The sequence below is a fragment of the Streptomyces sp. BBFR102 genome, from assembly GCF_051397025.1.
In the GTDB taxonomy this organism is placed as follows: domain Bacteria; phylum Actinomycetota; class Actinomycetes; order Streptomycetales; family Streptomycetaceae; genus Streptomyces.
On record NZ_CP195757.1, the window covers coordinates 5,427,192 to 5,453,765 of the forward strand.

Genomic DNA, 26,574 nt, shown 5'->3' on the forward strand with positions numbered 1-26,574 from the left:
TCGAGATATGAGCACCGACCCTCCGGACGGCCCCGGCGACCTCCCCGCCGTCGCTCCCCACCTGCGTGAACTGCGGCGCCGCGCCGGCCACACCCTGGAGACGGCGGCCCGCGCCGCCGGACTGTCGGCCGCGCACCTCTCCCGGCTGGAGACCGGGCAGCGCCAGCCCTCGCTGCCGATGCTGCTCGCGCTGGCCCGTGTCTACGGTACGACCGTCTCCGCGCTGCTCGGCGAGACGGGGGGTGACCGGCACGCCGTCATCCGGGGTGCCGAGGCCGAACCCGCACCCGCCGCCGGCTGGACGTACTGGCCCGCCGGGGGCTCCGGCCGCGCCATGCAGGCGCTGCGCGTGCGCGTGCCGTACGGCACGCAGAGCGACATGGTGCGGGTCCACCCCGGCGAGGAGTGGCTGCACGTCCTGTGCGGGCGGCTGCGACTGCGGCTCGGCGACAGCGAGCACCTGCTGCACCCCGGCGACGGGGCCCACTTCGACTCGCTCACCCCGCACCGGATCGGCGCCGCCGACGCCGACGGCGCCGAGCTCCTCTTCGTCCACACCCTGCTCCAGAGCCCGGGCGCCCCGTGCCTCGGCCCGGGACGCCCGAACCCGAAAGGCGCCGCATGAGCGAGCGACCCGACCCCGAGACCACCGCCACCGCCGACGAGACTCCCGCCCGGGGCCCCCGGGACATGGAGGAGCGGCTGCCGCCGAGCCTGTGGATCAGGCTCCTGGTCTACGTGGTGGTCGGCCACCTCCTGGCCGGCTTCATCTACCTGCTCTTCGAGGTGGGCAGCAAGGCGCAGTGAGCCCCGGCTCAGTCCAGCAGGCGGCCGCGCAGCCGGTCGCGGAGCTCGGGGGTGAGGCGCAGCCCCTCCGTCAGGTACCGCTCGGTGCCGCCCCAGGTGGCGTCGATGGTCTCGAAGGCCGCCGCGAGGTACTCCGCGCGAGCCTCGAAGAGCGGGCTGAGCAGCCCCATCACCTCGGGCGAGAGCGCGTCGGGGGAGTCGGAGGCCCGGCGTATGCGGTAGCGGCGGTGCTGGGCGTTGGACTCCAGGTAGTCCGCCTCGATGGCCTCACGGTCCACGCCGAGCGCCAGCAGGGTCACCGCCACCGACAGCCCGGCGCGGTCCTTGCCCGCCGCGCAGTGCATGAGCGCCGGGACGCTCTCCTCGGCGAGGGCGCGCAGCACCAGGCCGTGCTCGGCGGTGCGCCCGGTGATCATCTCGCGGTACGAGGTGGTCATCCGCAGCTCGGCCTTGCCGTCGCCGAGCAGCGAGCGGAGCTGCGGGAGGCCGCCCTCGCGGACCATCTTCCAGAATCCCGCGCCGTCGGCCGGGTCGCTCAGCGGGATGTTCACGTTGCGCACCCCGGGCAGCTCGACGTCGAGGCCGTCCAGGGCCTGGTCCGCGCTGTTGCGGAAGTCGAAGACGGTGTGCAGCCCGAGTCCGCTGAGGAAACCCGTGTCGGCCTCGGTGGCGTGGGCCAGATGGCCGCTGCGGAAGAGCTGCCCGGTGCGCACCCGGCGCCCGTCGCCCGTCGGCAGGCCGCCGACGTCACGGAAGTTGCGCACCCCGGTCAGCTCCGGCTCCGGCATCGACTCCGACCTCGTCGACGGGGACTGCTGCGTCACGTGGGCTCCTCCCGGTCGGCCGCCGCTCGGGTGCGGGCGGGCGCGCCTCGACGATACGACAGGTGTTCGCACTCGGGAACGCCTGAGCGCGCGCGTACGTGCGCACGAGGGGCGCCGGGCGGCATCCACGGGGCGCACGGGGAGGACTCGGGGGACAGGGTGCGAGCCACGTGAGTGGCCCCTGCATCTATTCCGCCTTGGGACAACTTTGACCGGTGGCGTTTGTCACCCGCGTCAACCCCTTCCTACGGTGGCGTAACTCACTTCACGAAGTGAATGATGTGCCCGTGACAGCAGAGACGACTTCCCTTCCTCCAGATTTCACCTCGTACGCGGCGGTCGGCGACAGCTTCACGGAAGGGGTCGGGGACCCTGGCCCCGACGGTGCGTTCGTGGGCTGGGCGGACCGACTGGCCGTTCTACTCGCCGACCGGCAGCCCGAACACGCCTTCCGGTACGCCAACCTCGCGGTGCGCGGCAAGCTGCTCGACCAGATCGTCGCCGACCAGGTGCCCAGGGCCCGCGAACTCGCGCCCGACCTGGTGACCTTCTGCGCCGGCGGCAACGACGTGATCCGCCCCGGCGCCGACCCCGACGACCTCGCGGAGCGGTTCGAGAAGGCGGTCACCGCCCTCACCTCCGACGTCGGCACGGTCGTGCTGACCACCGGCTTCGACACCCGTGGGGTGCCGGTCCTCAAGCACCTGCGCGGCAAGGTCGCCACGTACAACGGCCACGTGCGCGCCATCGCCGACCGCTACGGCTGCCCCGTCCTGGACCTCTGGTCGCTGCGCTCCGTGCAGGACCGGCGGGCCTGGGACACCGACCGGCTGCACCTCTCCGCCGAGGGGCACACCCGGGTGGCGCTGCGCGCCGGGCAGATCCTCGGGCTCGACGTCCCCGCCGACCCCGAGCAGGAGTGGCCCGCCCAGCCGCCGCGCACCTCGCTCGACGGGCGCCGCGACGACATCCAGTGGGCCCGCGAGTACCTGGTGCCGTGGATCGGCCGCCGGCTGCGGGGCGTCTCCTCCGGGGACCACGTCAGCGCCAAGCGGCCCGACCTGCTGCCGCTCTGAGCCACGGTTTGAGGGCCGGACGGGAACGATCCCGGCCGGCCCTCAAACCGTTCCGCCCGGTCATGGTCGCCGCCTCCCGGCGTGGTGCCCCGACCGGGGCCGAATCGCCGGGGCGGCCGTTCCCGCCCGACAATGGAGCACCCGACCGCAGCTCTGGAGGCACCGTGACCGGTATCCGTACGCCGAACCCCGTGGTCCGCGCCCTGCGGCCGGCCTCGTTCGGCGGTGATCCCTCGGGGGAGCGCCGACGGCGCATCCTCAGCTCGCCGAACTTCGCGGACGGCTCGTTCCGCAACCCTGACGGCGGCCCGGCCACCGAGTCCGCCGCGACCCCGCGCGACCTGCTCCGCGCCTACCTGAGCAAGGAGGCCCGGGCCCGCCGCGCCCCGGCGGCCCCGATCCCGCTGCACCCGACCACCGTGGCGGATCTCGCCCGTCGGTCCGACGAAGGGCTGCGGCTCACCTGGATGGGCCACTCGGGCGTCCTCGTCGAGATCGACGGGGCCCGGCTGCTCTTCGACCCGGTGTGGGGTGAGCGCTGCTCCCCGTTCGCCTTCGCCGGACCGCGCCGCCTCCACCCGGCGCCGGTGCCGCTGCGCGCCCTGGAGGTGGTCGACGCCGTGGTCATCTCCCACGACCACTACGACCACCTGGACATGCCCGCCATCCGGGCGCTGGTCCGCACCGGCACCGTCTTCCTGGTGCCCCTGGGGGTCGGCGCCCACCTGGAGCGGTGGGGCGTGCCCGCCGACCGGCTGCGCGAGTTGGACTGGGGCGAGGCCACCCAGGTCGCCGGGGTCACCCTGACCGCCACCCCGGCCCGGCACTTCTGCGGGCGGGGCCTGCGCAACCAGCAGCACACACTGTGGGCCTCCTGGTCGGTCCGGGGCAGCGACCACCGGGTCTTCCACAGCGGCGACACCGGTTACTTCCCCGGCTTCCAGGACATCGGCGCCCAGCACGGCCCGTTCGACGCGACCATGATCCAGATCGGCGCGTACAGCGAGTTCCTGCCGCACAGCCGGGGCGGGGCGCGCGACCCGGGTCCCTGGCCTGACATCCACATGACGCCCGACGAGGGGCTGCGCGCCCACCTCGACCTCCAGGGCGGCTCGCCGCACGGCGTCCTGCTCCCGATCCACTGGGGCACCTTCAACCTCGCCCTGCACCCGTGGGAGGAACCGGCCGAGCGCACCCTGCTGGCCGCCCACCGCGAGGGCCAGCGGATCATCACCCCGCTCCCGGGCGAGCCGGTCGTCCCCGCGCGGGCGCCCGCCGCCGCCCCCTGGTGGCGCGCGGTCGCGGCGAAGCCGCCCCGGGGCGGCTGGACCACCTGGCCGCCGGCCGGCGAGCAGCGCCAGGCGCTGGACCTGGCGGCCCCCGAGAGCTGAGGCCGCGCCCAGGCGCGTGACCGAGCCGCTCGGCGCGGGCGTGTGACGAGGGGCGCCGCCCACCGGCCGCGCCTGGCGCGGCCGAGCCGCGCGCCACCGTGGCAGGCCCCGCCGCCCTGGCCCGAGACCCACGGGCGACCGCACTCCGGCGAAAGTCTGGGCAGACCTCTGAACACCGTGATGCGCCGGCCGCTTGGGCTCGCCATCGTGTGCAGGCCCGAGAGGGCGGCCGGGGTGCGGTCTGTCCTGGACGACGTGCCTGTCCCTGCCTGCGAGCGAGCCCAGCAGGAAGCACAGGTCCATGGCGGGCGACAGCGCGAAGCGGCTGCGCAGCAGGTCCGCGGCACAGACTTCGAAGCGCAGCACCCGGCCGTGCTATCGCCGGGGACCGCTCCGATTCGTCCAGCGGCGAATCATTGGTGGGTGGCGTGGACGCACGGCGAGGCTCGTGCGTCATGACCCCAACCGCCGAGCCCGCGCAGGGCAACCACCGTGCCACCTACCGGGAGGTGCTGGCCGAGCCGCGATTCCGGCTGCTCTTCTCCACCCGTACCGTCGCGATCACGGCGGACGCGCTGAGGATCACCACGTTCTCGGTGCTGGTCTTCTCGGCCACCGGCTCCGCGCTGCTGAGCGCGGTGGCCTTCGGCATCGGCTTCGTCCCGCAGCTGTTCGGCTCGCTGCTGCTGGGCTCCCTGGCCGACCGTCTGCCGCCCCGCGCGCTCATCACCGGCGGTTACGCCTTGACGTGTGCCGCCGCCCTGCTGATCGCCGTGGTGCGGATGCCGGTCGCGGCGAGTCTCGGTGTCGTGGCGCTGGTCTCTCTCGCCACACCGGTGTTCCACGGCGCGTCGAGTCGGCTGGTCGCCCAGGCGCTGGAGGGCGACGCCTATGTGCTGGGCCGGTCACTGAACAACCTCGCCGGTGCCGGCGCGCAATTGTCCGGCCTGGCGCTGGGAGGTGCGGCCGTCGCGGCACTCGGCCCACGACGGGCGCTCGCGGTCAGTGCGGCCCTCTACCTCTGCTGCGCGCTCGCTGTCCGCTTCCGGCTGCCCCGGCTGCGGCCGGGTGGGTCCCGCGGCGCGCCTGGAGGCCGGGGCGATCGCGGGGCGGTCCGGGCGAGCCTGCAAGGTGCCGGTCTGCTGCTGCGCGTGGGGACGGTGCGACGGCTGATGCTGGCCCAGTGGCTGCCGTGCGCGTTCGTCGCGGGCGCGGAAGGACTGATCGTCGCCTACGCGGGTGGACGCCACTTCGCGCCCGGCTGGTACGCGGTGCTGATGGGCTGCCTGCCGGTCGGCATGCTCGTCGGTGACCTGCTGGTGGGCCGAGTCCTGCGGCCGTCCACCCGGGAGCGGCTGGTGGCCCCGTTGATCGCGCTGATGGGGCTGCCGCTGGTCGGCTTCGCCGCCGAGCCCGGAGTGGGCGTCTCGTCCTGTCTGCTGCTGCTCTGCGGCTCCGGGTTCGCCTACGGTCTCGGCCTCCAACGGCCGTTCCTGGAGGCCCTGCCGCAGGAGGGCCGGGGCCAGGCGTTCGGTCTGCTCGGCTCCGGCACCATGACGGTGCAGGGCGTCGGGCCGGTCTGCTTCGGCGCGGTGGCCGCGGGCGTCGGAACGGGCGGCGCCATCGCCCTGGCCGGTGTCGCGGCAACGCTTACCGCCGGCTGGATTCTCACCTGGCACCCGCCCGCCGGAAACGGCACGGAAGGAGGCGCTGCGGAGTCGTCGCAGGGCGGGGTCGCCGACGAGTGAGCCCTTCGCCGAGGCTCGCCCGGTGCCCGACACGGAGCGGGGCACCGCGACGTGGTCGTCCGCCTGCACCCGGGTGCGGCCCACCGGTCCTTCGCCCTGCGGGAGTTCGCTCCCATTCCCTCGCACGGGCCTGGACCGGTACGCCGTGCGGCCAGATGCGCCGAACTCCACGGTAAGGGGTGCAGATGTGGACCAGGAGCCGCCGCCTGCCCCCGCGCTCGGTGTGCTCGCCGAGGCCGACGAGCCGGCGTAGCCGCCGCCCGTCCTCCGCCGCCCGTCCTCCGTCGGCGAGCCGACGAGGTGTCCCTCGAAGAGGCCGGGCGTCTGGACCGGGTGGCCGACCGCACGCGGTGCGGCGGCTCGGGCGACGACGCCGGGAGTCGGGCTCCTGCCCGTAGGAGGACGGGCGACCTCGGCCATGCCTGAATTCCCTTGTCGGTCGACCCTCTTGGCGTGCGGGAGGCGTGCGTGTCGTGGCGTGCGCCGCTCCAGCGCGGGGCACCCGCGTGCGGCGTCCGCGCCTCCGCCGTCCGTGATCGGGCATGTGCTCGGGGCGTAGCCCTCCGGGGGCGGCCGCGTCCGTCGTCCGGTGCCTGTGCCGTCCTTTCGCGCCGACCCTCGCGCGCGTTCGAACCCCTGCGCCCCTGTGGATTTCGGGCTGGTGTGCGAACTGTCCTCCGGGGGTGGGGTGATGGCCGTCGAACTGGTCAACTGCCCAGCGCGCGGGATGCTTTGATGACTACGGTGTGTGTCCGTCAGGTAGCGCGGAGCCCGCACCAGGGTGTCCGCGCTGCCCTCGCGGACCGGCGCCGCATGCCCGCCACGCATCGCGCACCCCGGGGCCGCGCCCCACCAGGAGCCCCGCTACCGCACCCCCGCCCCACGCCGGACCGGGGGGTTTCTTCCGAGGACGTCGATGTCACAACTACGCGCACCGGCCGCCCCCCGGGCGGATCGCCGTGAGGGCGGCGGCCGGCACGGCAAGGCCGCCCAGCAGCTCCCCGAGGCGCACATACGGCGTCAGCTGCTGCGGATCGCGGTCCTGCCGGCCGTCGCGGTCTCCCTCAGCGGCGCCGCCGCGGTGCTGTTCGCGCTGCGTTCCGTCGGCAGCTCCGGAACCGCTCCGCACCTGCTCTGGGCGATCCTCGCCGGGGCGGCGGCCGTGGCACTCACCGGGATCGCCGTCGCCGCCGTGGCAGCCGACCGCACCGCGCGGAACATCCTGGACCGGGCCGCGCAGCTCCGCCGCACCAGCGCCCGCAACCAGACCGAACTGCGTGACGTCGTCGACGCCCTGCGCCGGGGCGAGCAGCCCGCCGCCGAACACCGTCCCCTCGCCCCGCGCGGGGACGGCTTCGACCTGCTCGGCGAAGAACTCCACCGCTCCCACCGGATGGCCGTCCAGGCAGTGGTCCAGGCCGCCCAGCTCTCCAGTCAGACGGGCAGCGAACAGAAGGTCGAGGTCTTCGTCAACCTCGCCCGGCGCCTCCAGTCCCTCGTCCACCGCGAGATCCAGCTCCTGGACGAACTGGAGAACCAGGTCGAGGACCCCGACCTGCTCAAGGGCCTCTTCCACGTCGACCACCTCTCCACCCGCATCCGCCGCCACGCCGAGAACCTCGCCGTCCTCGGCGGTGCGATGTCCCGCCGCCAGTGGAGCAGGCCCGTCACGATGACCGAGGTGCTGCGCTCCGCCATCGCCGAGGTCGAGCAGTACTCCCGGGTCAAGCTGGTGCCGCCGATCGACGGAGACGTCCGCGGTCACGCCGTCGCCGACACCATCCACCTCCTCGCCGAACTGGTCGAGAACGCCACGGTGTTCTCCGCCCCGCACACCCAGGTCCTGCTGCGCGCCAGCCGGGTCGCCGCCGGTGTCGCCGTCGAGGTCGAGGACCGGGGTCTGGGCATGCCCGGCGACGAGCAGCGCCGGATGAACGCCCTGCTCGCCGACCCCGACCAGGTCAACGTCGCCAGCCTCCTCCAGGACGGCCGCATCGGCCTGTACGTGGTCGCCACCCTCGCCCGGCGCCACGGCATCGCCGTCCGCCTCCAGCCCAACATCTACGGCGGCACCCAGGCCGTCCTGGTGCTGCCCGCCACCCTGCTCGGCACGGTGCCCGACGCCCAGCCCGAACCCGAGTCCCTCACCGGCGCCACCGCCCCGGCCGCCCTCACCGGCACGGCGACGGCCGCCCAGGCGCCCGCCCCTGACGTACCGGCACCCGGACCGGTGGCCGAGCAGCCGCCCGCCCCGGCGCCGCTCCCGCCCGCCGCTGACGCCGGGCCCGCGCCCGCCGCCGCGTCCCATGCTCCCAGCCGGCTTTCCCCCGCCGCCCAGGACGAGGCCCCCCCGCCGCGCCCGGCCCCCGCCGACGGCGCCCCGCCGCCCCTGCCGACCCGCACCACCCGTCGGCGGGCGGCCTCCCGGGCGCAGCACGCCGCGCCGCCGGAGAGCGGGCAGCCCGCGCCTGCCGCCGTGCCCGGCCCCCGCGCCCTGCCGGTCCGCGACACCCAGGAGCGGCGGGCGACCCCGGCCGAGGCCCGCCCGGGCATCCGGCCCGAGCACCGGGACACCGTCGAGGCCAACGCCGCCTCCCCCCTCGTCCTCGGCGGCGCCCTCCAGGACCAGCCGGCCGAGCGGCCCACCCTGCCCCGCCGCCGTGCCCAGGAGCACCTCGCCCCGCAGCTGCGCGAGGGCCCCGTAGCCCGCACCGCCGAACTGCCCCACGTCGGCCACGACCCCGGGCTGATGGCGGCCTTCCGGCGGGGCACCGGCCTCGCCGAGTCCCAGGACGAGCGGCCCGCCCACCCCGGGCCGGACCCCGGCTCCGCCCACCGGCCCGGGTGAGGCGGCCCCGAGGCCCGTACCCGAGTCCCCACGTTCCCGTAGCCCCACAGGTACCCCCATGTATGCAAGGAGTCGATCCACCATGGCGAGCGATGCGCCGACCGGCCATGCCTCCGACCTCGACTGGCTGTTGAGCGGACTGGTCCAGCGGGTCCCGCACACCCACAGTGCCGTGCTGCTCTCCGCCGACGGTCTGGTCAAGTCCCTGCACGGCCTCGACCCGGACAGCGCCGACCACCTCGCCGCCCTCGCCTCGGGGCTCTACTCGCTCGGCCGCAGCGCCGGAGCGCGCTTCGGCGACGGCGGCGACGTACGGCAGGTCGTCGTCGAACTCGACACCAGCCTCCTCTTCGTCTCCACCGCCGGCTCCGGCACCTGCCTGACCGTGCTGGCCGGACGCGAGGCGGACGCCGCCGTCCTCGGCTACGAGATGGCGATGCTGGTCAAGAGCGTCCGGCCGTACCTGATCACCCCGCCGCGCCGTCAGGCCCCCGAACCCACGGCGATGAGGAACTGACCCATGGCCCTCCCGCAGGACGGGCCCTGGCTGGACGACGCGGCCGGGCGCCTCGTCCGCCCGTACACCGTGAGCGGTGGCCGGACCAGACCGACGACCGCGCTGGACCTGATGTCCCTGGTGATGTCCACCGGCACCCAGCCGCTCGGCTACCTCGGTCCCGAACACAGTGACGTCCTCGGGCTCTGCGAGGCGCCGACCTCCGTCGCCGAGGTCGCCGGGCAGCTGCGGCTGCCCGCCGTCGTCACCAAGGTCCTCCTCTCCGACCTGGTCGACTGCGGCGCCCTGACCACCCGGGCCCCCGACTACTTCCACCACCCCACCGACCGGTCCCTGCTGGAGGCAGTGCTCGATGGACTACGACGACGGCTCTGACCCCTTTCCCACCGCACTCAAGATCCTGGTCGCGGGCGGGTTCGGGGCCGGGAAGACCACCTTCGTGGGCGCGGTCAGCGAGATCGCCCCGCTCAGCACCGAGGAGCTCCTCACCACCATCAGCGCCGAGACCGACAGCCTGGAGGGCGTGGAGAACAAGACGACCACCACCGTGGCCATGGACTTCGGCCGCATCACCCTCGACAACCGGCACGTCCTGTACCTGTTCGGCACGCCGGGACAGGAACGCTTCTGGTTCATGTGGGACGAGTTGTCCGAGGGCGCGCTCGGCGCCGTCGTCCTCGCCGACACCCGGCGGCTGGAGGACTGCTTCGCCGCCGTCGACTTCTTCGAACAGCGCGGCATGAGCTTCGTCGTCGCCGTCAACGAGTTCGACGGCGCCCACCGCTACGGCCCCGAGGAGGTGCGGGCCGCCCTCGACCTCAGCGTGCACGTCCCGGTCGTCCGCTGCGACGCCCGCATCTCCAGTTCGGCCGTGCAGACCCTGCTCACCCTCGTACGGCATCTCCTCTCAGGGCACCCCGCGGAGAGCCAAGGAGCACCCCTGTGACGTACGACCCGCTCGGCCATCTCCTCCTGACCCCCACTGACCCCGAGGCGCCGGCGCGCGAGGAACGGCTGGGCAGGCTCGGGCTCGGCCGCCACGCCGACGCCGGGCTCGACGCGTTCGCCACCCGGCTCGCCGACCTGACCCGCGCGCCGTACGCCATGGTCAACTTCATAGGCACCGGAGGGCAGTTCTTCGCCGGGCTGCACACTCCGGCCGGACCGCTCGCCGGGGGAGCCGCGCCCACGAGCGCCTTCCGGCACATGGCCCGCGACCACGGCTACTGCCCGCACGTGGTGGTGCGGCGCAGGGCGCTGGTGCTGGAGGACGTCTGCGACTTCCCGCGGTTCGCCGGGAACCCGGTGGTCGACGAGATAGGCATCCGCTCCTACCTCGGCGCCCCGCTCATCGACCGCACCGGCATCGCGCTCGGCACCGTCTGCGTGGTGGACACCCAGCCGCGGCCCTGGGGCCGGGCAGGGCTCGACACGATCAAGGCGATGGCGGCCGAGCTGACCGAGCAGCTCCAGCGCCGCGATCCGGGAGGCCCCTGAGCGCGGCCGTCACCGCCCCGCGGCGTACTGGAGCCGGAGCTGCCCGATCTCGGCGACGTTCTTCATCAGCTCGGCGTTCACCCAGGCCGCCGTGTGCCCCACGGTGAGCCCCGCCTCCGCGCCCCAGGGGTATGCCGAGGGGCGGTCCAGGGCCGCGTCGTCCAGGCCGTCGAGGACCGCCGCCCACTCCTCGCGCAGGCCGCGCAGCCAGGCGACGGCCGCCGCCCCGTCCCCCGGCCAGGCGACCTCCGTCCGCTCGGGAGGCTCGGCGCCCCGCACGGCGGCGGCGGCGGTCGTCCACCACCAGCCGATGTGCCAGGTCAGCCAGGCGATCGTGGGGACGGGCACGGGGTCCGGTTCGGTCTCCGCCCAGTCCGGCCACCAGCGGCCGTCCGCCTCCTGGCGCACCGTCCAGCACACGGCGGCCGGCTCGCGGAGGAAGTCATCGGGCTCCAGCCGGTCCAGGTGGTACGTGAACAGCGACCAGGTCAGTTCGGACTGCCAGCGCAGCAACTCGGTACGCGAAGTGGTCATCGGGCGATCCTGGCACGCGCGCCCCGCCCCCGGCGACGTGATTTCCGCCGGCCGGGCCACCGCGGTCAGGCCGGCGGCGCAGCCGAGGCATGAGCGGGCCGCCGACCGGGGAGGGGCAGCCAGAGCGCGCCCGGAGCACTCCGGGTGCCGAACCGCCGCACGCCGACCCAGGGGAGCGCACCCGATGACCAGCCAGCCCGCATCCGGCAGCACCGCTCACCGCCCCGGTGTCCTCAGCGCCCACGACGGGGTGGCCGTCGCCACCTACACCTGGCTGCCCGAGGGACGCCCCCGCGCCTTCGTCCAGATCGCCCACGGCGCTGCCGAACACGCCCAGCGCTACGACCGGTTCGCCCGCCACCTCACCGCGCACGGCTTCGGCGCCGTCGCCTCCGACCACCGCGGCCACGGCGCGACCGCCCCGCTCACCGGAGGCTTCGGCGTCACCGGCGAGGACGGCTGGCGCGACATCGTCACCGACCTCAAGGCCGTCGGCGACCAGGTCAGGGCGCTGTACCCGGGCGTCCCCGTCCTGCTGCTCGGCCACAGCATGGGCTCGATGCTGGCCCGCGACTACGCCCAGGAGTACCCGGACGACCTCGCCGGGCTCCTGCTGACCGGCACCTTCCGCGCCCTGCCCGGAGCGGACCCCGGACGTGATACCGCCCGCCTGGAGCAGGAGATCGACGACCACGGCCGCGCGCACCTCTCCTCCTTCGTCCCCGGACTCTTCGCCTCCTTCAACGCGCCCTACGCCGCCCGCACCGGCTACGAATGGCTCTCCCGCGACGAGGCTGAGGTCGACGCCTACGCGGCCGACGAGGCGTGCGGGTTCCCCTTCAGCGCCGGGTTCAGCCTCGACTGGGTCCACGCCTCCCAGAAGGTCAACGACCCCGCCCACCTCGCCCGGACGCCCGCCGACCTGCCCGTGCACGTCGCGGTCGGCTCCGACGACCCCTGTCACCAGTCGATGGCCCAGGTCGACGCCCTCCTCGCCGACCTGCGCGGCATCGGCGTCCAGGACCTCACCTGGAAGGCCTACGCGGGCGCCCGGCACGAGATCCTCAACGAGACCAACCGCGACGAGGTGCACGAGGACCTGACCCGCTGGCTCGACGCCCACGCGCTCTGACCGGCGGCGCCCGCTGTCGGTGCCGTCGTCTAGCCTCCCGCCATGGCCGAAGCCCAGGATGCCCGCACCATCGCCCTCTCGCTCCCCGAGACCACCGAGAAGACCGCCTGGTCCATGCCGACCTTCCGGGTCGCGGGGAAGATGTACGCCACCCTTCCCGAGGACGAGACCTCTCTCGCCGTCCGCTGCCCCAAGGAGGAGCGCGGCGAACTGGTCCTCGCCGAACCGGACAAGTTCTGGGTCGCCGGCCACGAGGCGTCCTCGGCCTGGGTCCGGGTCCGGCTCGCCGCCGTCGACGACCTCGCCGAACTCCGCGACATCCTCACCGACTCCTGGCGCCAGGCCGCCCCCGGCCGCCTCCTCCAGGCCCACCCGGAGCTGGCCGCACCGGGCGGCGGCTGAGGCGCGGGCGCCTTGAGGCACGGGCCGGAAAACCACGCGCCCTCCCGGCCCGCCCGTGGCATGATCCCGCCCGGGCGGCGCGCGCGAGGCGCTGCCCCACGGCGAGGAGGGCGGACGGCCATGGCGGCAGCGACCGAGGCGGAGAACGCCCCGGACCCGGAGCCCCGCCGAGGCTTCTGGTCCCGAGACTTCGGCCTCTTCTTCACCGCCCGCGCGGTCGCCAAGCTCGGCGACACCATGCTCCCCGTCGCCCTCGCCGCCGGCCTCCTCCTGCACGGGTACGGCGCGGGCGCCGTCGGCCTCGCCATGGCCTCCTCGGTCGCCTGCTTCGCGGGACTGGTGATCTTCGGCGGGGTCGTCGCCGACCGGGTCAGCACCCGGCTGCTGATGATCGGCGCCGACGCCGTCCGGCTGGTCACCCAGACGCTCGCCGCGGTGATGTTCTTCACCGGCCACGTCGTCCTGTGGCAGCTCTGCGTGATCGGCGCCCTCAACGGTGCCGCCGCCGCCCTCTTCCAGCCCGGCGTCGCCAGCACCGTGCCCCGGCTCGCCCGCGACGTGCAGGGCGCCAACGGCGCCATCCGCGTCGCCGAGTCCGTGATGTCACTGGCGGGACCGGCCGCCGCCGGCATGCTCGTCGCCTTCGCCTCACCCGGCGGCGTCTTCGCCGCCCACGCGGCCACCTACGGCCTCAGCGCCCTCTGCCTGGTCCTGCTGCGGCTGCCGCCCGCCGCGCCCCGCACCTCCACCGGCAGGGGCGGCGCCGCCTTCCGCCGGGACCTCGTCGAGGGCTGGCGGGAGTTCCGCTCCCGCACCTGGCTGTGGGGCGTCATCGCGATCTGGGGGCTGTTCATGCTGGCGGTCTCCGGCCCCGCCGTCCCGCTGGTCGCCGCCGACGTCGTCCAGGAGCACGGCCCGCGCGCCTACGGCCTGGTCAACTCCGCCCTCGGCGCCGGCACCGTCGTCGGCGGCCTGCTCGCGCTGCGCGCCCGGCCACGCCGGATGCTGCGCGCCGGGGCCTGCGCCGTCCTCGCCTTCGGCCTCTTCCCCGGCACCGTCGGGGCGGGGCTGGGGGTGCCCGCGATGTGCGCCGGGGCGGCCGTGGCGGGTGCGGGCATGTCCTTCTGGGGCGTGATGTGGGCCACCAGCGTCCAGACGCAGGTACGCCCCGAGGTGCTCAACCGCATCCACGCCTACGACGTGGCCGGCTCGCTCGCGATGATGCCCGTCGGCCAGGCCCTCGCGGGTCCCGCCGCCGACCTCCTCGGCACCGACGTGATCCTCGTCTCCGGCGGCCTGCTGACCCTGGTCGTCGGCGCCCTCCTGCTCTCGGTCCCCGCCATCCGGAACCTGGAGCGCGCCGAGGACCGGCCCGTGGCGGGTTCTCCCGGGCCCGCCGGGGCCAGCCCCGCTACGGTGCCAGGAACGCGCTGATGTCCCGGCGCAGCGAGGCCGGGTCCAGACCGTGCGCCACGTCGTGCTCCTCGGGCCGCCCGTAACGCCGCAGCTCCTCCTTGCCCACGCCGAGCCCCAGCAGCCGGTGCGGCACCACGGCGAGCGCCTCGTCTGCGGCGCGTACCGAGGTTCCCGCCAGGTACGGCTCGACCAGCACCACTTGGGCCGTCCCCCGGACCGGGTCGACCGCCGTCCGGCGCAGCCCGGCCCCGTCGAACGGGCGCACCGTCGTCGCGTACAGCACGGTCAGGTCCAGCCCCTCGGTCGCCGCCAGGACCGCGTCCAGCATCGGTCCCACGGCGACCACGGCCGCCCCCGAACGCCCCTCGCGCACCTGCCGGAACCGGGTACCGTCCAGCGCCCGCCCCTCGGCGTTGGCCCGCTCGGAGAGGCGTACGTACACCTTGTCGTCCCCGGCGGCGACGGCGGCGCGGACCAGTGCCTCGGCCTCGTCGGCGTGGCCCGGGACGTGCACGGTCCAGCCGGGGAGGGTGTCGAGGAGGGCCACGTCGCCAGGGGACATGTGGGTGTAGCCGCCGGACGCCCTGTCGTAGGAGGCGCCGGAGCTGACCAGCACCCCGCCCACCCCCTGGTGGCCGAAGTCGAGCTTGACCTGCTCGAACGGCCGCTCCACCAGGAACGACGCGAAGCTGTGCAGCACCGGGCGCAGCCCCGACAGGGCGAGCCCGGCGCCGGCGGAGACGAGGAGCTGCTCCCGGATGCCGACGTTGACGGCGCGGTCCGGGTGGGCGGTGATGGCGCCCTGGAGCCGGTCCCGGCTGATCTCGGCGATGACCAGGGCGACACGCGGGTCCGCGTCCATCAGCTGGTGCACGGTGTCCGCGAAACGGTCGCGCATGGAGTCCACTGGAGGTCCTTTCGGAAAGGGGGGCGGTGGCGGGGAGGGGGGGCGGGTGGAGCGACCGGTCAGCGGCCGACCTGGGCGACCACGACGTGCGGGCGGCCCGCGTGGGGCGTGGTGAAGGCCCGGTACAGCGCCTCGTGGTCGTGGCCGTCGACGGTCTCGGCGGACCAGCCGGCCACGGCGAAGCGGGCCGCGAGGTGCCCGGGGGCCGCGTGGCTGGCGGAGGCGTTGTCGACCACCACGGTGTGCAGGGCGTCCAGCCCGGTCAGCCCCGCGAAGGTGATCGCCTCGTCGTTGGACCCCTCGTCCAGCTCGGCGTCCCCTGTCATCACCCAGACCTTCGGCTCGGTCAGCCCCTGCGCCCGCAGTCCGAGCGCCACCCCGACGCCGATCGGCAGCCCGTGCCCGAGCGACCCGCTGCCGATCTCCACGCCCGGCACCAGCGTCCGGTCCGGGTGGTGGCCGAGCCGCGAGGTGAACCCGCCGAAACCGCTCAGCCACGCCTCGGGGAAGAAGCCGCGGGCGGCCAGGACCGCGTAGTACGCCATCGGGCCGTGGCCCTTGGAGAGCAGGAACCGGTCCCGGCGCGGGTCCTCGGCGGTCTGCGGGGTGACCCGGAGTACCCGGTCGTAGAGCACCCAGAGCGGATCGAGCGTGGAGGTGGCCGCCGCGCCGTGCTTCTCGTCGCCGGTCTGGAGGCTCATGAGGCGGGGGATGTCGGAGTAGGACGGGGCCGTGCCCGAAGTGGTGATCGTCATGCGGTCAGCGTGCGACCTCAACTTCACTTGAGGTCAAGAGCGCCCCCTCCGGGAAAGGGGTGCGCGACCACGGTCTCGAGTGAGGTATGGTTTTCCTGCGCGTTCAACCAGGGGGAAACCCCAGGTCAGACGGGCACCGGGACGTGGCGCAGCTTGGTAGCGCACTTGACTGGGGGTCAAGGGGTCGCAGGTTCAAATCCTGTCGTCCCGACTCGTGAGAGTCGTGGAAGGGCCGGTTCGGAGAGATCCGAACCGGCCCTTCGTCGTGTCCCGGCCGAGGCCGGGAGGTCGGCCGGCCCGGTGCCCGGTCTCGTAGTAGGCGTACTTCTCGTGCCGGGGTGCCATGCCGTCCGGGCGGGCGGCGAGAGGCCGGCGACGGCTTCGGAGGGGGCCGCTCTGCCCGTGGCGAATCTGCTCCGGGCAGAGAACCGGTTCCGGCCGTCCGGTGGCGGCCAGAGTGAGGTCACCGGGGCGCATCGGCGTCCCGCACCGGATCTGAGGAGAACGGACATGGCCCCCTCGCACCCCGCCTGGCCGGCCGCTGACGCGGAGACCGCCCCCACCCGTTACGACGACCAGCTCGCCGGCCAGCTGCTCACCCAGCGCATCGTCCTGCTCGGCACCCAGGTCGACGAGACCTCCGCCAACCGCGTCTGCGCCCAACTGCTCCTGCTGTCGGCGGAGGACCCGCGCACCGACATCAGCCTCTACATCAACAGCCCCGGCGGCTCGGTCACCGCCGGGCTCGCCATCTACGACACGATGCGCCTGATCCCCAACGACGTGTCGACGCTCGCCATGGGGTTCGCCGCCAGCATGGGCCAGTTCCTGCTGACGGTGGGGACGGCCGGCAAGCGGTTCGCGCTGCCCAACGCGCGCATCATGATGCACCAGCCGTCGGCGGGCATCGGCGGATCGGCAGCCGACATCGCCATCCAGGCCGAGAACCTGGAGTTCACCAAGCGCGCCATCGAGCGGCTGACGGCCGAGCACACCGGGCGCGGCGAGGCCGAGATCAGCCGGGACAGCGACCGTGACCGCTGGTTCACCGCCGAACAGGCCAAGGAGTACGGGATGGTGGACCGGGTCGTCCGCACCCTGGAGGACGTCCGCCCCTCCGGCGCGCGGCGGAAGGCGGGGATCTGACATGGCGCAGTACACCATCCCGACCGTCGTCGAGCACACCGCGCGCGGTGAGCGGGCCTTCGACATCTACAGCAGCCTGCTCTCGGAGCGGATCATCTTCCTCGGCACCGAGATCGACGACGGCGTCGCCAACGTCGTCATCGCCCAGCTCCTGCACCTGGAGTCGGTCGCGCCCGACCGGGAGATCTCGCTGTACATCAACTCGCCCGGCGGCTCGTACACCTCACTGATGGCGGTCTACGACACGATGACCTTCGTGTCGGCGCCCCTGTCGACCTTCTGCGTCGGCCAGGCCGCCTCCACCGCCGCCGTGCTGCTCGCGGGCGGAGATCCGGGGCGGCGGCTGATCCTGGAGCACGCCCGGGTGCTGCTCGGTCAGCCGGCCAGCGGGGGCAGCCAGGGGACCGTCTCCGACCTGAGCGTGCAGGCCAAGGAGGTGGCGCGGGTCCGCAGCCAGACCGAAGAGGTCCTTTCCCGCCACACCGGGCACAGCGTGGAGCGGCTGCGGGCCGACCTGGACCGCGACAAGGTGTTCACCGCCGAGGAGGCCGTCGCCTACGGCCTGGCGGACGAGGTACTCACCCGCAGGCGGCCGCAGGTCTGAGAGGTGGTGCCCTGGTACGGGGGTCCGGGGCACCACCCGGGAACTCAGGCGGCCAGCCGGACCTCGGCGCGGGCCGGGCCGCTCCCCGCCGGCGGGCGGCCGGGCAGCCGGGTCACGGACGCCACCCGGAGCGTCGCCGCCGGTGCGGACGGTGCCTCGGGCCGGGCGCGCCGCTCGGCCGGGACCAGGTCGCGCTGGGCCAGGGCGAGCAGATCCGCGAGGCTCAGCCCGAGGGCCCCGGCGGCGGCGGCCAGCACCTCCGAGGACGCCTCCTTGCGGCCCCGTTCGATCTCCGAGAGGTACGGCATGGAGATCCGCGCGGCTTCGGAGACCTCCTTGAGGGTGCGGCCCTGCGCTCGGCGCTCACCGCGCAGCGCCCCACCCACCACCTGCCGCCAGAGGGGCTCCTTCGCCGCCCGGTCACGGGGGCGGGGGCCGGGGCCGGGGCGGGCGTCTCGCTTCTGGTGCGCCGAGTGGTTGCTCACCGTCCCAGCCTAGGAGCGGCCCGGCCGCCCGCGCACCGTCCGGCGTTCCGCCCGCGGCGAACCAGGCGGAGCGGGGCATTCCGGTCGCTCCCTCGCCGGGAACGTCCCCGGCCCCGGCACCGCCGAGCGGTTCCGGTGCCGGGGCGGGCCTCCAGGGGAGGAACTGGCCAGGTCAGCCGCTGGTCGTCACCCGGACGTGGTCGACGACGAGTTCCGCCGGGAAGGCGGTGTTCTCGTCGGGGCTGCCGGGCCAGTCGCCGCCGACCGCGAGGTTGAGGATCAGGAAGAACGGCTTGTTGAAGACCCACGGGTTGCCGCCGGTGTCGGCGGGGGTGCGGGTCTGGTACACCTGGCCGTCCACCGACCAGCTGATGCGGTCCGGCGCCCAGTCCACCGCGAAGGTGTGGAAGCCGTCGGCGAACTGCCCGCCGTCGGGCAGGGTGTACCCGGCGCCGATGCCTCCGCCGCCGGAGTAGCCGGGGCCGTGCAGGGTGCCGTGGACCGTCGACGGTTCGTGGCCGACGTTCTCCATGACGTCGATCTCGCCCGAGGCGGGCCAGCCCACCTGGCCGAAGTCGGCGCCGAGCATCCAGAAGGCCGGCCACATGCCCTGGCCGCGCGGCACCTTCAGCCGGGTCTCGACGTGGCCGTACTCGGCGTTGAACCGCTCGGCGGTGTTGAGCCGGGCCGAGGTGTACTCGCACCGCCCGTACCAGCACTGGTAGTCGTGGGGGTTCTCCTTGCGGGCGGTGATGACCAGGTTGCCCTTGCCGTCGAGCGCGGCGTTGTCGGCGCCCGGTGTGTAGTACTGGTCCTCGTGGTTGTTGACGTTGTCGCCGGTCTCCAACTGCCAGCGCCCGCCGTCGACCGCCGAGCCGGCGGGTCCGTCGAAGGTGTCCTCGAAGGTGACGGCCATGGTGCGGGCGGCGGCGGCCGACTCGTCGGCCGCCGCGGTGGCCGACGGGGCCAGAAGGCCCGCGCAGCACAGGAGGGAGGCCGCCCAGAGGGCGGTGGGGAGGCGTCGGGAACGGTGCACGGTGGCATCACATCGCTTCACGGTTCGTCGTGGTCTGTCATGCGGTGGGGGCTGCCGGATGTCGCGGAGTCGTGCCCGAGGGGTGCGCGGGCCGGGGTGGGGGTCCGGTCCGTTCGTTCACGGGTTGGTTGAGCCTTGCCCTGGATGGGCGTCAAGGAAGCGTGTCCCGGAAGCTTTTGACTCGCGAGGGCGAGGATCGCGCCGGGTGGGGTTCAGGTCGTGAAGCGGGTGGAAGGGGTGGGCTGCGAGTTCGCGGCGAAGGCTGATCGTGCCCGGAGGGGGGTGTGTCGCCGGGCGCCACGGGCAGGTGGTCGCGAGCCCGACGGGATGCGATGAACGCCCGCACCTGCGAGGAATGTCTTACTTTGAGGGGGGAGAATCCCTGCCCGACGACGTAAACCCGGAAGGATGACCATGAGTGACAACGACCCGAGCCGTGTCCTGGCGATCGTGACCAACTACGGTGTCGAACAGGACGAACTGCTGGTGCCGGTCCGGCACCTGCGCGACCACGGCACCCCGGTCGACGTGGCCGGAGTCCTTGCCGGCGAGATCCGCACCCTGGTCGGCGACAAGGACCCGGGCGACTCCGGCACGGCCGACCTCGCCCTCGCCGACGTCGACCCCTCCGGCTACGACCTGCTGCTCATCCCCGGCGGCACCCTCAACGCCGACTCGCTGCGGCTCGACGGCAAGGCCATGGAGATCGTCCGCGCCTTCACCTCCTCGGGCCGGCCCGTCGCCGCCATCTGCCACGGGCCGTGGGCCCTGGTGGAGACCGGAGCGGTCCAGGGCAAGCGCCTCACCTCGTACGCCTCGCTCCGGACCGACGTGCGCAACGCCGGGGGCGAGTGGGTGGACGAGGCCGTGGTGACCGACGACACCGGCGGCTGGACCCTGATCACCTCGCGGGACCCCGGTGACCTGAAGGAGTTCCTCCGCGAGATCGACGCCACCCTGACCGCCTGACCGGGCCGCGCGGGTGGCGGGACCGGGGAAGCGCCGGGCGACGGCCTCGAAGACCGCCGGACCCCTCAGCGCGCCCCGGGTCGGATCGCCGTCCGACACCGTGACCCGATGGCCCCGCCGCCGCCCCGCCGCCCCGGCGTGAGCGCTGTCGCCAGCCCGCCGGCACTCCCACCGACCACCGCAAGCCGGGCCGTCAGTTCCCCTTCGCGTCGCGTTGCGCCAGGGGTCTGTCGGCGGGGCGGGCTGGTCAGTCGTCGGCCTCCGCCACCCCCGCCGCCAGCAAGCGGATGATCTCCTCGGGGGCGCGGCCGAGCGCGGCCAGGATCTGGCGGGTGTGCGCGCCCGCCGCCGGGACCGGGTCCATGCGCGGCTCGACGCCGCCGAGGTCGGCCGGGGGCAGCAGCGCCCGGACCGGCGCCGGCGCCCCGGGCACCTCGACGCGCCGCCAGCGGTCCCGGCCGGTCAGAACCGGGTGGTCCAGGAACTCCGGCACCGAGTTGACCCCGGCCGCCGCGATCCCGGCGTCCGTCAGCAGTTCCAGCGCCTCCTCGGTGGCGAGCGCGGCGAAACGCTCCGCCACCCGCTCCTCCACCGCCTCCCGGTGCGCGACCCGGTCCGGGCCGGTCGCGAAACGCGGGTCCACCGCCAGCTCCGGGGTGCCCAGCACCACCGTGCACAGCGCCGCCCACTCCCGTTCGTTCTGCACCGACAGCAGCACGTCCTTGCCCTCGGCGGTGGTGAACGGGCCGTACGGCGCGATCGTCGCGTGCCGCGCTCCTGCCCGGGGCGGCGGCGTGCCCCCGTACTCCGTGTAGAGGGCAGGCTGCCCCATCCACTCCGCCAGCGCCTCGAAGAGGGAGACGTCGACGGCCGGCGCGCGGCCGGTCACCGCCCGGGTGTACAGCGCGGTGAGGATGCCGCTGTAGGCGTACATCCCGGCGGCGATGTCGGCCACCGAGATGCCCGAGCGGACCGCCTCCCCGGGCGTGCCGGTGATCGACAGCAGCCCCGTCTGGCACTGCGCCAGCAGGTCGTACGCCTTGCGGTCGGACCACGGGCCGCTGGCGCCCCAGCCGGTGATCCGGCACGGGATCAGTGAGGGGTGGCGGGACTGGAGCTGCTCGGGGCCCAGACCCAGGCGGTCGGCGGCGCCCGGCGCCAGATTCTGCACGAAGACGTCGGCCCCGGTGAGCAGTTCCTCCAGGATCTCCCGCCCCTCGGGAGACTTCAGGTCCAGGCAGACCGACTCCTTGGAGCGGTTGAGCCAGACGAAGTAACTGGCCTGGCCGTGCACGGTGGTGTCGTACCGCCGGGCGAAGTCGCCGCCGCCGGTGCGCTCGACCTTGACCACCCGCGCGCCCAGATCGGCCAGTTGCCGGGTCGCGTAGGGCGCCGCCACCGCCTGCTCGACGCTGACGACCGTCACACCGGCGAGGGGGAGGGGCGGCGGGGCGGGCATGGCGGGCTCCTGGCGGGCTCGGCGGCAAAGGCCCCCACCGTACCCACGGCCCGTACGGCACCCGGTGCGGGGCGGCGCCGTACGGGCGGCGCGTCAGTCCTCGTGGGCCGGTTCACCCGTGGCGGAGGAGACGTCGGCCAGGACCGAGCGGCCCGAGGGGGTGAGCCGCAGGATGGGCACCGCCTTGTCACGCGGGTCGCCGTTCTCCTTGAACGAGAGGAAGCCGCTGGCCCCCGCCACCTGCTGCGCGCCGGACATCTGGCGGAACATCCGCGCCACCGAAGGCCCGGTCACCTTGGCCTGCCCCTGCCACTTGGAGGCCATCTCGACGCCCTTCGCGGCGGTGAGCACCGCGTCGTGGCCGATGATGTCCTGCCCGTCGTACCGGGGGTCGTCCGGGAACCACTCGTCCATCTGGCCGCCCGGCAGGAAGTGGCCGGCCGACAGCTTCGACACCGCCTGCGGGTTCTTCCGGTACATGTCCTGGTGCGCCAGGCCCGTGTAGTACACCTGCACCCCGGTCCGCGCCGCGTCGGCGAGCTGCTGCGGTGTCAGGTTGGTGGTGTCGTCGCCGGTCAGCACGGTGAACTCGCGGTCCTTGCAACTGCTGCGGTTGGCCAGTGCGTTGAGGAAGTGCGCCAGATGCCGGCCGCGCCCGGCGAAGTACACCGCCTCCGGCTTCTCCTCGCAGAGGTGGCCGGGGATGTACCGCAGCTCGCCCTCCCAGGCGCTGGAGACCGAGGAGTCGTACGACAGCGAGTCGCCGACCAGCCGGTGCTCGCCGTCCGGGTACTCCTCGCGGAACGCCTGCGCCAGGGTCGCGGCGTACAGGTTGGACTTCGCGTCGTCCTGGACGATCGCCGCCGTCCTGAACCCTTCCCGTTTGAGGTACGCGGCGCCCGCCCGCGCCTCGTCGACGTTGGTCGGCGCGACCCGCACGAAGCCGTCTATGTCCTTGATGTTGGTGGCCGTCATGATGCTCGCCACCGTCGCCACCCTGTTCTCGGAGAGCTTCTCCAGCGCGTCGAGGTTCCGCTCGGTGCTCGGTCCGAGCCCGGTCACGGCGACCAGCCGGTCCGGCCCGTCCCTGCGCTCCAGCAGCCGGTCGACCGCGTACTCCCACTGGGTGGAGTCGCTGCCCGTGTTGGCCACCAGCAGCCGGATCTTCGGCGAGGCGGAGAGGTCGCCCTGGTTGTGCCGGTACTGCGCCAGGTAGGCGCCTTCCAGTTCGTGCCGGACCGAGTCCTCCGAGTTGCTGTCGTCGTCGGTGAGGGTGAACGAGGTCAGGTACGCCACCGAGACGTACGGGTGCTCCTCGCCCTCCGCCTCGACGCGCGCGTTCTCCTTCGCGATCCGCTTCTGCACGTCCTGAAGGTGCGGGGCGAAGACGTAGTCGCCGGCCGTCACCCCGACGCACTCGTCGTGCGGCCCGCGCCGGACGACGTCCTCGTGGCAGATGGCCCGCGACTCCTGCCACCAGTTCCACGCCACCACACCCGCCGCCACCAGCGCTCCGGCGGCCACGACCCCCACCACGGTGCGGACCACCAGGTGCAGCGGCCATTCGATCCTGCGCATCCGGCCCTCAGCTCCCGTCCGTCGTCGTACGCGAGGGACGCCAGTGCAGATAGCGCTCCGACTCGTTCAGCAGGGCCACGTTGTCGCTCCTCCCCAGCCGCGAGAGCTGGATGAATCCGTCCGCCAGTACATGGCCCAGCCGCATGCCCGGGTCCGCCAGCGGATCACTCCACAGCCAGCGCGCCGCCACCAGGCCGCGCACCACCGAGCGGCCCGTCACCGCGCCGCCCGGCTCCGGCGGCGCCAGGGTGGCGAGCAGCTCCAGCGGCCCGCCCACGCTCGTCAGCCGGTTGGGCGCCGCCGTGACCTTGTCGAACTCGCTGATCCAGGTCGTCGCCGGCAGCGTGTCGAAACGGCCCAGCAGGTGGTCGCTGACCTCCTCCAGGCGGCCGGTCGCCAGCAGGTGGTACATCCGGCCGGACGTCCTGCCGGCCTCCCGGGCGTGCTCCGCCAGCAGGTCGTGGGCGGCGTCCCAGTCACTGGGCCGCCCGGCCAGCTTCCACAGCAGCAGCCGCCGCAGCCACGGATGGAGGGCCGGGGTGAACGCCCCCGGCCCGTCGATCAGGCGGCGGATGCGCAACTGGGTGAAGAGCGCCTCGCCGTGCCCGAGCACCTGGGTGCCGACGTACAGGTCGGGCGCGGCCGCGCACTCGGCGAGCCGGTCCCGCTCCCGCCCGTCGAAGCCGTCGAGCAGCGAGTCCAGCGCCGCGTCGGCCAGCGTCCGCTGCTCCTCGCCGACCAGCACGATCCGGTCCGGCAGCGTCCTGAGCCAGCGCTCCTGGGCCGGGCCGGGCGCCCGCTCGCCGTCGGCCCGCTGGAGCGCCTGGAGGACCTGGCTGACGCCCTTCGGCAGCCCGCCGGTGAGCCGGTGGATGAAGGGGGTCAGCCGGGTGAAGGGCGACAGGCCCGGGTGGGTGTGCAGTTGCTTCTCCACGAGGGTGTGCACCTCCTCCTGCTGGAGGTCGCGCAGCCGGACCGGGTACCACCAGGTGTCCTCGCCGTCCCGGGGCGGCCGGTGCGCCCGCCAGTCCTCCAGCGACGCCCCGTCCGGCACCCGCAGCTGCCACGGCCACTGCTCGCCCGAGGCGGGGCCCCAGCGCGGCAGCCACCGGTTGCAGCTCGCCACCACCGTCAGCGGGTCGCAGGGGCCGCTCGCCACCACGGTGTCGTCGTGCCGGGCACGCAGCAGCAGGTCCAGGAAGCGGCGCCCGTACCGCGTGTCGGCCTGGTCGAGCAGGAGCAGGAACGACCGGGGCGAGAACGACGGCGCCGCGCCCCGCCGCAGATCCTCCAGGAACGCGGAGAACAGGATGCGGTCCAGCCGGTCCCGGTCCTCCTCGTTACCCCGGTGGCGCCAGGAGTTCAGCTCGGTCAGCGCCTCCCAGCGGTCCTGGGCCCGGGTGAGCGGATGGGCGCCGTACCAGTGCGCGGCGTGCCCGAAGCGGTTGCCGCCGGGCAGCCGCCGACGGCCTTGCCGCAGCGCGTCGTTGAGAAGCGCGAGGGCCGCCGTGGAGGCCCCCTCGGGGGCGCCGATCGCGCCGCCCGCCACCTCGAAGAAGGCTGCCAGGTAGTCGCCGTAGCGGCTCTCCGCCTGATGCTGGAAATGACGCAGCCGCTGCTGGATGGAGCGCCGCCCCTCCTCCAGCGAGGCCATCGACAGGTCCTCGTCGGAGGCGAGCAGACCGAGGGTGAGCAGCGGGAACGACATCCGGCGGTACTGCGGCAGCCGCCGCTCCAACTGCCGGGCCAGCAACCCCAGCGCGTACCGGGGCAGCAGCGCCTGACCGGGGGCGAACCGCAGGTAGGCGAAGGGGTAGGAGGGCCCGTACCGCTCCATCAGGGCGCTGTGGGTCTCGCTGGCGCCGCTGCCGCGCGGACCGAGCAGGACGGTCACCGGCCGTTCCTCCTGAGGTGGGCGGCCCAGCGCCTCACCCGCCAGGGTGACGATCCCCCAGCGCCCCAGGACGCCCGCGCCCACCGCCGAATCCGTCACCTTGCCGAGTCCCCCTCGTCCGTGCTCTTCCCGCTCCGGCCCGGCCCCCAAAGCGCGGTCCCGGTCCGGCACCGCCGAGCGTCCGGCGCGGTCCCGCTTCCCCGTGGCCTGTCCGGCCGGGGCGCGCCCCTTGCGCTTCCCGTACCCTCCGCCGCCACCCGGGACGCCTGCGCGACGGTGGTCCGCGATGGTACGCGCGTAGCTCGCACTTGCGAAATACCTTAAGGCGCACGGGTGTTGGAAAGTCAGGCAGTCGAGGGGCCCGGGTCCGGCCACCAGCAGCGCGGCGGCGATCGCGAGCCCCGGACGGAACGCGAAACCCAGCGGCGGCACCCGGTTCAATGGACTCGTTTCCGGGCCGCATCCTCGACGACCCGGCCGCCGGAGGGGGCGCGGGTGTCCGTACGTCTCGAAGTGGGCAGCGCGGACCTGCTGCGCTGCCGGTTCGCGCTCTCACCGCTGTGGGAGACGGTGGCCGCCGTGCGCACGCTGGCCGAGCCACGCCGCCAGGCGTACCACCGGCCGTGGCTGCGCGAGGTGGCCGCCGGGCACGACCCCGCCCGCACCGCGCCGCTCGCCCTGCTGCTGCCGCGCACCGGGAGCACCCCCGACTTCCTCACCCCGCCGCCCACCGGACCGCACGCGGACATCGAGGAGGAGCTCGGCCGGGTCGCCGCCACCCCGCTGGTCCAGGTCGAGGCGGAACTGCGGCGCACCCTGCACGGGCCCGGCCGGGACGGGCCGCCCCCGGCCCAGGCCGCCGCCCGCCTGCTCGCCGACCCCGGCCGCACGCTGCGGGAGCTGACGGAACTCCTGCGCGACTGCTGGCGGAACCTGCTGGCACCCCGGTGGGCGCGGGTGCGGGACCTCCTGGAGGCCGACATCGCCGTACGCTCCCGGGAGCTGGCCGCGGCCGGACTGCGACGCACCCTCACCGGCCTCCACCCGGCGGTCGGCTGGGAGGAGCCGGGGACCCTCCGGGTCGACGCTCCGCACCGGGCGGTGCGGCGGCTCGGCGGGGCGGGGCTGCTGCTCCTGCCGAGCGCCTTCGTCTGGCCGGCGCTCACCGTGGTCACCGACCCGCCGTGGCAGCCCACCCTCATCTACCCGGCGCGCGGCGTCGGCGAGCTGTGGCGCGAAGGCGGTCCGGCCGCGCCCCGCGCGCTCGCCCGCCTCCTCGGGCGGACCCGGGCCCGGCTCCTGGCGGCCCTGGACGAGCCGGCCACCACCTCACGGCTCGCCCGCGCCCACGGCCTCAGCCCCGCCACCGTCTCCGCCCATCTCACCGCGCTGCGCGAGAGCGGCCTGGTCACCCGGCGCCGGATCGGGCGCGCCGTGGCGTACGCGCGTACGCCGCTCGGCCTGGCGCTGCTGCGCGGTGGCGAGGAGCCGGCAACGGCCGCGCCCCCGCCCCGGTGAACGGGACAGGGGCGAGGGGGCCGGGCGGGCG

26 protein-coding genes and 1 tRNA gene are annotated in these 26,574 nt (G+C 74.4%); 18 read left to right on the forward strand and 9 right to left on the reverse strand.

The window, feature by feature from the left end; all coding sequences use genetic code 11:
• The first annotated feature begins 7 nt into the window (after nucleotides 1-7).
• Nucleotides 8-625, forward strand: coding sequence for a helix-turn-helix domain-containing protein (locus ACSLIC_RS23970; protein ID WP_436739770.1), 618 nt, complete (start codon nucleotides 8-10; stop codon nucleotides 623-625).
• A complete protein-coding gene (locus tag ACSLIC_RS23975; protein ID WP_436739771.1) occupies nucleotides 622-807 on the forward strand; it encodes a DUF6126 family protein in 186 nt (61 codons plus the stop codon). The genes ACSLIC_RS23970 and ACSLIC_RS23975 overlap by 4 nt, the downstream gene beginning before the upstream one ends.
• Nucleotides 808-815: 8 nt before the next feature.
• Here ACSLIC_RS23975 and ACSLIC_RS23980 read toward each other — a convergent pair whose 3' ends face one another.
• The gene (locus tag ACSLIC_RS23980; protein WP_436739772.1) at nucleotides 816-1,631 is read right to left on the reverse strand and encodes a tyrosine-protein phosphatase; all 816 of its coding nucleotides are present in this window, start codon (nucleotides 1,629-1,631) and stop codon (nucleotides 816-818) included.
• 287 nt (nucleotides 1,632-1,918) lie between these two features.
• Between ACSLIC_RS23980 and ACSLIC_RS23985 the strand changes: the two genes are divergently transcribed.
• The 8 genes from ACSLIC_RS23985 to ACSLIC_RS24020 all read left to right on the forward strand — a co-directional run bounded on the left by ACSLIC_RS23985 (nucleotide 1,919) and on the right by ACSLIC_RS24020 (nucleotide 10,708).
• A complete protein-coding gene (locus ACSLIC_RS23985) occupies nucleotides 1,919-2,707 on the forward strand; it encodes an SGNH/GDSL hydrolase family protein (protein ID WP_436739773.1) in 789 nt (262 codons plus the stop codon).
• A 164-nt stretch (nucleotides 2,708-2,871) separates the two neighbouring features.
• A complete protein-coding gene (locus ACSLIC_RS23990; RefSeq protein ID WP_436739774.1) occupies nucleotides 2,872-4,098 on the forward strand; it encodes an MBL fold metallo-hydrolase in 1,227 nt (408 codons plus the stop codon).
• A 455-nt stretch (nucleotides 4,099-4,553) separates the two neighbouring features.
• Entirely contained in the window at nucleotides 4,554-5,846 is a 1,293-nt protein-coding gene (locus tag ACSLIC_RS23995) for an MFS transporter (RefSeq protein WP_436739775.1), read from the forward strand.
• A gap of 916 nt (nucleotides 5,847-6,762) precedes the next feature.
• Nucleotides 6,763-8,694 carry a sensor histidine kinase gene (locus ACSLIC_RS24000; protein WP_436739776.1) on the forward strand — a complete coding sequence of 644 codons (1,932 nt, stop codon included), beginning with the start codon at nucleotides 6,763-6,765 and terminating at the stop codon, nucleotides 8,692-8,694.
• Nucleotides 8,695-8,776: 82 nt separating this feature from the next.
• Complete coding sequence (locus ACSLIC_RS24005) at nucleotides 8,777-9,211, forward strand: roadblock/LC7 domain-containing protein (RefSeq protein ID WP_436739777.1); 435 nt, start codon at nucleotides 8,777-8,779, stop codon at nucleotides 9,209-9,211.
• A 3-nt stretch (nucleotides 9,212-9,214) separates the two neighbouring features.
• Nucleotides 9,215-9,586: a DUF742 domain-containing protein gene (locus ACSLIC_RS24010; RefSeq protein ID WP_003952099.1), complete on the forward strand. Its 372-nt coding sequence runs from the start codon at nucleotides 9,215-9,217 to the stop codon at nucleotides 9,584-9,586.
• Nucleotides 9,564-10,157, forward strand: coding sequence for a GTP-binding protein (locus ACSLIC_RS24015; protein ID WP_436739778.1), 594 nt, complete (start codon nucleotides 9,564-9,566; stop codon nucleotides 10,155-10,157). The genes ACSLIC_RS24010 and ACSLIC_RS24015 overlap by 23 nt, the downstream gene beginning before the upstream one ends.
• On the forward strand, nucleotides 10,154-10,708 hold the full coding sequence (locus ACSLIC_RS24020) for a GAF domain-containing protein (RefSeq protein WP_436739779.1): 555 nt from the start codon (nucleotides 10,154-10,156) through the stop codon (nucleotides 10,706-10,708). Before ACSLIC_RS24015 ends, ACSLIC_RS24020 begins: the two co-directional genes overlap by 4 nt.
• Before the next feature lie 9 nt (nucleotides 10,709-10,717).
• On the opposite strand, the gene ACSLIC_RS24025 is transcribed toward ACSLIC_RS24020, so the two are convergent.
• Entirely contained in the window at nucleotides 10,718-11,242 is a 525-nt protein-coding gene (locus ACSLIC_RS24025) for a DinB family protein (RefSeq protein WP_436739780.1), read from the reverse strand.
• 184 nt (nucleotides 11,243-11,426) lie between these two features.
• Here ACSLIC_RS24025 and ACSLIC_RS24030 point away from each other — a divergent pair, with 184 nt between their 5' ends.
• From ACSLIC_RS24030 to ACSLIC_RS24040, 3 genes are all read left to right on the forward strand, one after another.
• Nucleotides 11,427-12,374, forward strand: coding sequence for an alpha/beta fold hydrolase (locus ACSLIC_RS24030; RefSeq protein ID WP_436739781.1), 948 nt, complete (start codon nucleotides 11,427-11,429; stop codon nucleotides 12,372-12,374).
• Nucleotides 12,375-12,416: 42 nt separating this feature from the next.
• The gene (locus tag ACSLIC_RS24035) at nucleotides 12,417-12,776 is read left to right on the forward strand and encodes an MmcQ/YjbR family DNA-binding protein (RefSeq protein ID WP_436739782.1); all 360 of its coding nucleotides are present in this window, start codon (nucleotides 12,417-12,419) and stop codon (nucleotides 12,774-12,776) included.
• 120 nt (nucleotides 12,777-12,896) lie between these two features.
• Nucleotides 12,897-14,210 (forward strand): MFS transporter, encoded by a 1,314-nt coding sequence (locus ACSLIC_RS24040; protein WP_436739783.1) that lies wholly within the window; start codon nucleotides 12,897-12,899, stop codon nucleotides 14,208-14,210.
• Here the strand turns inward: ACSLIC_RS24040 and ACSLIC_RS24045 are convergent.
• Nucleotides 14,188-15,099: a transketolase family protein gene (locus tag ACSLIC_RS24045; RefSeq protein WP_436739784.1), complete on the reverse strand. Its 912-nt coding sequence runs from the start codon at nucleotides 15,097-15,099 to the stop codon at nucleotides 14,188-14,190. The genes ACSLIC_RS24040 and ACSLIC_RS24045 overlap by 23 nt on opposite strands.
• Before the next feature lie 59 nt (nucleotides 15,100-15,158).
• Nucleotides 15,159-15,854, reverse strand: a complete 696-nt coding sequence (locus tag ACSLIC_RS24050) for a transketolase (protein ID WP_436739785.1) — start codon at nucleotides 15,852-15,854, stop codon at nucleotides 15,159-15,161.
• Nucleotides 15,855-15,991: 137 nt separating this feature from the next.
• Between ACSLIC_RS24050 and ACSLIC_RS24055 the strand changes: the two genes are divergently transcribed.
• The 3 genes from ACSLIC_RS24055 (at nucleotide 15,992) to ACSLIC_RS24065 (ending at nucleotide 17,604) form a co-directional block, all read left to right on the forward strand.
• Nucleotides 15,992-16,065 (forward strand) — tRNA-Pro (locus ACSLIC_RS24055).
• Between the two features lie 299 nt (nucleotides 16,066-16,364).
• Nucleotides 16,365-17,000 carry an ATP-dependent Clp protease proteolytic subunit gene (locus tag ACSLIC_RS24060; RefSeq protein ID WP_436739786.1) on the forward strand — a complete coding sequence of 212 codons (636 nt, stop codon included), beginning with the start codon at nucleotides 16,365-16,367 and terminating at the stop codon, nucleotides 16,998-17,000.
• 1 nt (nucleotide 17,001) lies between these two features.
• Nucleotides 17,002-17,604: a ClpP family protease gene (locus tag ACSLIC_RS24065; RefSeq protein WP_436739787.1), complete on the forward strand. Its 603-nt coding sequence runs from the start codon at nucleotides 17,002-17,004 to the stop codon at nucleotides 17,602-17,604.
• 44 nt (nucleotides 17,605-17,648) lie between these two features.
• Here ACSLIC_RS24065 and ACSLIC_RS24070 read toward each other — a convergent pair whose 3' ends face one another.
• Together ACSLIC_RS24070 and ACSLIC_RS24075 are read right to left on the reverse strand one after the other, a co-directional pair.
• Nucleotides 17,649-18,089, reverse strand: coding sequence for a helix-turn-helix domain-containing protein (locus ACSLIC_RS24070; protein WP_436739788.1), 441 nt, complete (start codon nucleotides 18,087-18,089; stop codon nucleotides 17,649-17,651).
• A 172-nt stretch (nucleotides 18,090-18,261) separates the two neighbouring features.
• Entirely contained in the window at nucleotides 18,262-19,125 is an 864-nt protein-coding gene (locus ACSLIC_RS24075; RefSeq protein ID WP_436739789.1) for a glycoside hydrolase family 16 protein, read from the reverse strand.
• 414 nt (nucleotides 19,126-19,539) lie between these two features.
• On the opposite strand from ACSLIC_RS24075, the gene ACSLIC_RS24080 reads away from it, so the two are divergent.
• A complete protein-coding gene (locus ACSLIC_RS24080) occupies nucleotides 19,540-20,094 on the forward strand; it encodes a type 1 glutamine amidotransferase domain-containing protein (protein WP_436739790.1) in 555 nt (184 codons plus the stop codon).
• 247 nt (nucleotides 20,095-20,341) lie between these two features.
• Here the strand turns inward: ACSLIC_RS24080 and ACSLIC_RS24085 are convergent, their stop codons facing one another.
• From ACSLIC_RS24085 to ACSLIC_RS24095, 3 genes are all read right to left on the reverse strand, one after another.
• Nucleotides 20,342-21,553: a CaiB/BaiF CoA transferase family protein gene (locus ACSLIC_RS24085; RefSeq protein WP_436739791.1), complete on the reverse strand. Its 1,212-nt coding sequence runs from the start codon at nucleotides 21,551-21,553 to the stop codon at nucleotides 20,342-20,344.
• A 93-nt stretch (nucleotides 21,554-21,646) separates the two neighbouring features.
• Nucleotides 21,647-23,131: an ABC transporter substrate-binding protein gene (locus ACSLIC_RS24090; protein WP_436739792.1), complete on the reverse strand. Its 1,485-nt coding sequence runs from the start codon at nucleotides 23,129-23,131 to the stop codon at nucleotides 21,647-21,649.
• Between the two features lie 7 nt (nucleotides 23,132-23,138).
• Nucleotides 23,139-25,124: a hypothetical protein gene (locus ACSLIC_RS24095; RefSeq protein ID WP_436739793.1), complete on the reverse strand. Its 1,986-nt coding sequence runs from the start codon at nucleotides 25,122-25,124 to the stop codon at nucleotides 23,139-23,141.
• A gap of 396 nt (nucleotides 25,125-25,520) precedes the next feature.
• On the opposite strand from ACSLIC_RS24095, the gene ACSLIC_RS24100 reads away from it, so the two are divergent.
• A complete protein-coding gene (locus tag ACSLIC_RS24100) occupies nucleotides 25,521-26,543 on the forward strand; it encodes a DUF5937 family protein (RefSeq protein WP_436739794.1) in 1,023 nt (340 codons plus the stop codon).
• Nucleotides 26,544-26,574 lie beyond the last annotated feature (31 nt).

What these genes read in the sequence shown, in the direction of transcription:
- ACSLIC_RS23970 (WP_436739770.1), top strand. Translation starts at nt 8, where the DNA reads ATGAGCACCGACCCTCCGGACGGCCCCGGCGACCTCCCCGCCGTCGCT.
- ACSLIC_RS23975 (WP_436739771.1), top strand. Translation starts at nt 622, where the DNA reads ATGAGCGAGCGACCCGACCCCGAGACCACCGCCACCGCCGACGAGACT.
- ACSLIC_RS23995 (WP_436739775.1), top strand. Translation starts at nt 4,554, where the DNA reads ATGACCCCAACCGCCGAGCCCGCGCAGGGCAACCACCGTGCCACCTAC.
- ACSLIC_RS24000 (WP_436739776.1), top strand. Translation starts at nt 6,763, where the DNA reads ATGTCACAACTACGCGCACCGGCCGCCCCCCGGGCGGATCGCCGTGAG.
- ACSLIC_RS24005 (WP_436739777.1), top strand. Translation starts at nt 8,777, where the DNA reads ATGGCGAGCGATGCGCCGACCGGCCATGCCTCCGACCTCGACTGGCTG.
- ACSLIC_RS24010 (WP_003952099.1), top strand. Translation starts at nt 9,215, where the DNA reads ATGGCCCTCCCGCAGGACGGGCCCTGGCTGGACGACGCGGCCGGGCGC.
- ACSLIC_RS24015 (WP_436739778.1), top strand. Translation starts at nt 9,564, where the DNA reads ATGGACTACGACGACGGCTCTGACCCCTTTCCCACCGCACTCAAGATC.
- ACSLIC_RS24025 (WP_436739780.1), bottom strand. Translation starts at nt 11,242, where the DNA reads ATGACCACTTCGCGTACCGAGTTGCTGCGCTGGCAGTCCGAACTGACC.
- ACSLIC_RS24030 (WP_436739781.1), top strand. Translation starts at nt 11,427, where the DNA reads ATGACCAGCCAGCCCGCATCCGGCAGCACCGCTCACCGCCCCGGTGTC.
- ACSLIC_RS24035 (WP_436739782.1), top strand. Translation starts at nt 12,417, where the DNA reads ATGGCCGAAGCCCAGGATGCCCGCACCATCGCCCTCTCGCTCCCCGAG.
- ACSLIC_RS24040 (WP_436739783.1), top strand. Translation starts at nt 12,897, where the DNA reads ATGGCGGCAGCGACCGAGGCGGAGAACGCCCCGGACCCGGAGCCCCGC.
- ACSLIC_RS24050 (WP_436739785.1), bottom strand. Translation starts at nt 15,854, where the DNA reads ATGACGATCACCACTTCGGGCACGGCCCCGTCCTACTCCGACATCCCC.
- ACSLIC_RS24060 (WP_436739786.1), top strand. Translation starts at nt 16,365, where the DNA reads ATGGCCCCCTCGCACCCCGCCTGGCCGGCCGCTGACGCGGAGACCGCC.
- ACSLIC_RS24065 (WP_436739787.1), top strand. Translation starts at nt 17,002, where the DNA reads ATGGCGCAGTACACCATCCCGACCGTCGTCGAGCACACCGCGCGCGGT.
- ACSLIC_RS24080 (WP_436739790.1), top strand. Translation starts at nt 19,540, where the DNA reads ATGAGTGACAACGACCCGAGCCGTGTCCTGGCGATCGTGACCAACTAC.
- ACSLIC_RS24085 (WP_436739791.1), bottom strand. Translation starts at nt 21,553, where the DNA reads ATGCCCGCCCCGCCGCCCCTCCCCCTCGCCGGTGTGACGGTCGTCAGC.
- ACSLIC_RS24090 (WP_436739792.1), bottom strand. Translation starts at nt 23,131, where the DNA reads ATGCGCAGGATCGAATGGCCGCTGCACCTGGTGGTCCGCACCGTGGTG.